The sequence below is a fragment of the Ramlibacter sp. genome (genome assembly GCF_013697775.1).
Classification (GTDB): Bacteria; Pseudomonadota; Gammaproteobacteria; order Burkholderiales; family Burkholderiaceae_C; genus Ramlibacter.
Genome location: NZ_JACCWG010000431.1, coordinates 1 through 5,083 on the forward strand (window position 1 = coordinate 1; position 5,083 = coordinate 5,083).

The following is a 5,083-nucleotide window of genomic DNA, read 5'->3' on the forward strand; positions in this document are numbered from 1 at the left end:
CGCAGGAGCCGCGCGGCTGGAACCGGCGCTTCCCGAGCCGGCCTTCCATCGAGGCGCGGGCGCGCAACATCGCGCGGCTGCTGCTGCGCAACGCCGGCTGGTGGGACACCCTGGCCGCGGCCGACCATGAGGTGCTGTGCGGCCTGGAAGGCGAATTCGGCGCCTTCTTCCGCTGGATGGACCGCGAATTCCACGAGCACGGCGCCCAGCCGCTGGCCGCCCTACAGGTGGGCGTGCAGGACCAGGAGTTCGAGGCCACCGTGCTGGCCATCCTGGCCGAGGACAGCCTGCAGCCGCACGGCCGCGTGGTGGACGACCCGGAGACGCCGTTCGCCGAGCTCCAGGCCGCCATCCTGGCCTTCCGGCTGGACGTGCTGGACCTGCAGCTGCGGCAAGTGCGCGAGCTGCCCGGCACCGACCCGGACCGCGTGCGGCAGGAGACCGAGCTGATCAAAGAGCAGTTCGCGCTGAAGAAACAGCAGTTTTCGGTCTTGAAAACCAGCCGCAAAGATATAATGTAGGGTTGTTAGCGGCAAGAGCGACAGCAGCACCTCCGGACCGGCCAGCCATGGACAACCTCCAGGCGCCCAGCAGGGCAACAGGCCAAACTACCGCAAGGACTGCACCCCAAATGTTCGCCCACCATCTTGCACGCGCCGAGGCAGGGCTCGCCCTCGCCTGATCTCGCCTTCACCCGCGCCGGGTTGTCGTGGCGCCTTTGTGTTTTGCCGTTTTGTCCCGAGGTATGAATGCCCGCTCAAAAGTCCGCGAAGCCCGCAAAGCCCGCTGCGAAACCTGTCGCCCGAAAGCCGGTCAAACCTGTCGTTAACACAGCGCCGCAGCCCAAGGCCCAGCTGAAAGTGGTTCCCTCCACGCCAGCAGCGCCCAAGGCCGCCGCCAAGCCCGCAACGAAAGCCATTACGCCCGTGTCCGCAACGAAGTCCCCCGCCAAGCCCGCCGCCAAGGAAGAGCCGAAGAAGATCGCCGTCAAGGCGGCCGCCGGCGACGAAGCCCTGAAGAAGAAACCCGGCCGCCCGGCCAAGGCCGAGGGCGATGACAGCTCCGCCAAGGCCGGCGCCAAGCGCGGCCGCAAGCCCAAGGCGGACGCCACGGCCAAGCCGGGGCTCGAGGATGAAGACCTGTCCGACATCGAGGCCGAGTTTGCCGACCCGGAACCGGTTGCCGAACCGGTGGCCGAGGTGGCCGCCGTCACGGAAAAGGTCAAGCCGCTGCGCATGAAGATCAGCAAGGCCAAGGAGCGGGCCTTGATGAAGGAATTCGGCCTGGACGAAACCGTCCTGTCCGAAGAGGAAATGCTCAAGCGCCGCCAGCGCCTGAAAGCGCTGATCACCCTGGGCAAGACGCGCGGCTACCTGACCCACTCCGAGATCACCGACCACCTGCCCGAAAAGCTGGTGGACGCCGAGACGCTGGAAGTGGTGGTCACCATGCTCAACGACCTGGGCGTGGCGGTGTACGAGCAGACGCCCGACGCCGAGATGCTGTTGCTGAACAACACCACCCCGACGGCGGCGACGGCCGAGGAAGCCGAAGAGGAAGCCGAAGCAGCGCTGTCCACCGTGGACAGCGAATTCGGGCGCACCACCGACCCGGTGCGCATGTACATGCGTGAAATGGGCACGGTGGAGCTGCTCACGCGCGAAGGCGAAATCGAAATCGCCAAGCGCATCGAAGGCGGCTTGATGGCGATGATGGAGGCGATCTCCGCCTCGCCCGCCACCATCGCCGAAATCCTGCGCCTGGCCGCGGACATCCGCGAAGGCAAGATCGTCATCTCCACCGTGGTGGACGGCTTCTCGAACCCGAACGAGGCCGACGACTACGTGGCCGAAGAAGACTTCGACGAATTCGACGCCGACGACGACGACGACGGCCAGGGCGGCTCCAAGGCGCTGACCAAGAAGCTCGAGGAGCTCAAGGCCCAGGCGCTGGAACGCTTCGACCGCATCCACGGCCTGTTCGAGAAGGTGCACAAGGTCTACGACAAGGAAGGCTGGGGTACGCCCGTCTACCACAAGTCCCAGCACGCGCTCAGCGAAGAGCTGATGACCATCCGCTTCACCGCCAAGACCATCGAGAAGCTGTGCGACATGGTGCGCGGCCAGGTGGACGACGTGCGCAAGAAGGAGCGCGAGCTGCGCCGCATCATCGTGGACAAGTGCGGCATGCCGCAGGAAACCTTCATCAAGGATTTCCCGCCCAACCTGCTGAACCTGAAGTGGGTGGAAAAGCAGGCCGCGGCGGGCAAGCCCTGGAGCAACGTGATCACGCGCAACATCCCGGCGATCCAGGAACTGCAGCAGAAGCTGACCGACCTGCAGTCGCGCGTGGTGGTGCCGCTGGGCGAGCTGAAGGCGATCAACAAGCGCATGAACGAGGGCGAAGCGTCCTCGCGCGAAGCCAAGAAGGAAATGATCGAGGCCAACCTGCGCCTGGTGATCTCGATCGCGAAGAAGTACACCAACCGCGGCCTGCAGTTCCTGGACCTGATCCAGGAAGGCAACATCGGCCTGATGAAGGCGGTGGACAAGTTCGAATACCGCCGCGGCTACAAATTCTCGACCTACGCCACGTGGTGGATCCGCCAGGCCATCACGCGCTCGATCGCCGACCAGGCGCGCACCATCCGCATCCCGGTGCACATGATCGAGACCATCAACAAGATGAACCGCATCAGCCGCCAGCACTTGCAGGAGTTCGGCTTCGAGCCGGACGCCAGCATCCTGGCCGCCAAGATGGAGATCCCCGAGGACAAGATCCGCAAGATCATGAAGATCGCCAAGGAGCCGATCTCCATGGAAACGCCGATCGGGGACGACGACGATTCCCACCTGGGCGATTTCATCGAGGACACGGGCAACACCGCGCCCATCGAAGCGGCCATGCAGGCCGGCCTGCGCGACGTGGTCAAGGACATCCTGGACTCGCTGACCCCGCGCGAAGCCAAGGTGCTGCGCATGCGCTTCGGCATCGAGATGAGCACCGACCACACTCTGGAAGAAGTCGGCAAGCAGTTCGACGTGACCCGCGAGCGCATCCGCCAGATCGAGGCCAAGGCGCTGCGCAAGCTGAAGCACCCCAGCCGCAGCGACAAGCTGCGCAGCTTCATCGACACGCTGTAAGCACTGCTCCTCGCGATCGAAAAAATGCCCCGCACCGCGGGGCATTTTTCCTGGTAGCGGCCAAGCTCAAGCCCCGGCGATGGCGGCGATGAAACCCTACGCACCGCCGAGGTGCGCTGCCCGCGTAAGATCGCCGCTCCCATGCACCCACCTGCCACCGCGGCCCTGCGCGCCGCCAACCGCCGGGGCGTGCTGGCCATGTCCGCGGGCATGTCCAGCTTCGTCGCCAACGACAGCCTGGTCAAATACGTCAGCGAGTCGCTGCCCTCCGCGCAGCTGATCCTGCTGCGCGGCGTGTTCGCCACCGTGCTGCTGCTGGGCGTGTCGTATGCGCTGGGCGCGTTCGGGCAATTGCGCGCGCTGCTGGACCGCCGCGTGATGGTGCGCGCCGGCATCGACGCCACGGCGACGCTGATCTACCTGACCTCGCTGTTCCACCTGCCGATCGGCAACGCGGCGGCCATCAGCATGGCGACGCCGCTGATCATCACGCTGTTCGCCATCCTGCTGTTCAAGGAGCGCGTGGGCATCGGCCGCTGGCTGGCCATCGCCACCGGTTTCGCCGGCGTGCTGATGATCGTGCAGCCCGCGGGTGCCGCCTTCAACGCGTACGCGCTGCTGTGCCTGGTCGGCACGGTTTTCCATGCCAGCCGCGACCTGCTCACCCGCACCATCGATCCGCGCATTCCGTCCGTCGTGGTCACCCTCAGCACCGCGGTGGCGGTCACGCTGTTCGCCAGCATCTGGGTGGCGTTCGGCGACTGGCAGCCGGTCGGCGGCAAGCAGCTCGCGCTGCTGGCCGCCGCGAGCGTGTTCCTGAGCGCGGGCTACTACCTGCTGATCATCGCCATGCGCGCGGGCGAGATGAGTTTGATCGTGCCGTTCCGCTACGTCGGGCTGCTGGTCGCTCTGCTGCTGGGCTACCTGGTGTGGCGCGACGTGCCCAACCTGCTGGCGTGGTGCGGCATCGCCCTGCTGGTCGCGGCCGGCTGCTACGTGCTGCATAGCCAACGGCAGGCCACGCGCGCGGATCTGGAGTCGGCGCCCGAATAGCGGCCTCAGAATTCTTCGGTGTCCACCTCGGCGCGTGCCTGCGCGCCGTAGCGGTCGCCGGACACCGTGCGCGCGTTGACGTGCGCTTACAGCCGCTCCAGCAAGTCGACATCCAGCTTCACGTCCGCCGCGGCGAGGTCTTCGCGCAGGTGCTCCACGCTGGTGGTGCCGAGGATCGGGATGATGTCGCCGCCCTTGTGCAGCAGCCAGGCCAGCGCCAGCTGCGCCGGCGTGCAGCCGGCCTCCTGCGCCAGTGCCTTATAGCCGGGCAGCAACTTCAGGTTCTTCGCATGGTTGTCCGCATCGAAGCGCGGCATGGACATGCGGATGTCTTTTGCATCGAGCGTGGCCACGTCGTGCACCGCGTCGCACAAAAAGCCGCGCGCCACCGGGCTGAACGCCACGAAGGCGATGTCCAGGTCGCGGCAGGCCTGCAGCACCGCGATCTCCGGGTTGCGCGTCCACAGCGAGTATTCGGTCTGCACCGCCGCGATCGCGTGCACCGCGTACGCCTTGCGGATGGTCGCGGCCGACACTTCGGACAAGCCGATGGCGCGCACCTTGCCCTCTTCCACCAGCCGGCTCACCGCGCCCACGCTGTCTTCGATCGGCACCTTCTTGTCCCAGCGGTGCAGGTAGTACAGGTCGATCACCTCGGTCTGCAGGCGCTTCAAGCTGTCCTCGCAATTGCGGCGGATCGCCTCGGGCCGGCCGTCTATCACGCGGCGCATGGTGCCGTCCTCGCCCTTGACGCCGGCCATGCCGCCCTTGCTCGCGAGCGTGATGTCCCAGCGGCGGTTCCTGAACACGCGCCCGACCAGGGTTTCGTTGGCGCCGAAGCCGTACAGCGCCGCGGTGTCGAACAGCATCACGCCCGCATCCAGCGC

2 protein-coding genes and 2 pseudogenes are annotated in these 5,083 nt (G+C 66.4%); 3 read left to right on the plus strand and 1 reads right to left on the minus strand.

Annotation, left to right across the window (positions count from 1 at the left end; all coding sequences use genetic code 11):
- The 3 genes and pseudogenes from H0U68_RS21825 to H0U68_RS21835 all read left to right on the plus strand — a co-directional run.
- A pseudogene (locus tag H0U68_RS21825) lies at positions 1-521 on the plus strand (hypothetical protein); the annotation flags it as partial.
- Between the two features lie 228 nt (positions 522-749).
- The gene (rpoD, locus tag H0U68_RS21830; protein ID WP_296359007.1) at positions 750-3,143 is read left to right on the plus strand and encodes an RNA polymerase sigma factor RpoD; all 2,394 of its coding nucleotides are present in this window, start codon (positions 750-752) and stop codon (positions 3,141-3,143) included.
- Between the two features lie 141 nt (positions 3,144-3,284).
- Positions 3,285-4,196, plus strand: a complete 912-nt coding sequence (locus tag H0U68_RS21835; RefSeq protein WP_296359008.1) for a DMT family transporter — start codon at positions 3,285-3,287, stop codon at positions 4,194-4,196.
- A 5-nt stretch (positions 4,197-4,201) separates the two neighbouring features.
- Here the strand turns inward: H0U68_RS21835 and H0U68_RS21840 are convergent.
- A pseudogene (locus H0U68_RS21840) lies at positions 4,202-5,083 on the minus strand (aldo/keto reductase); the annotation flags it as partial.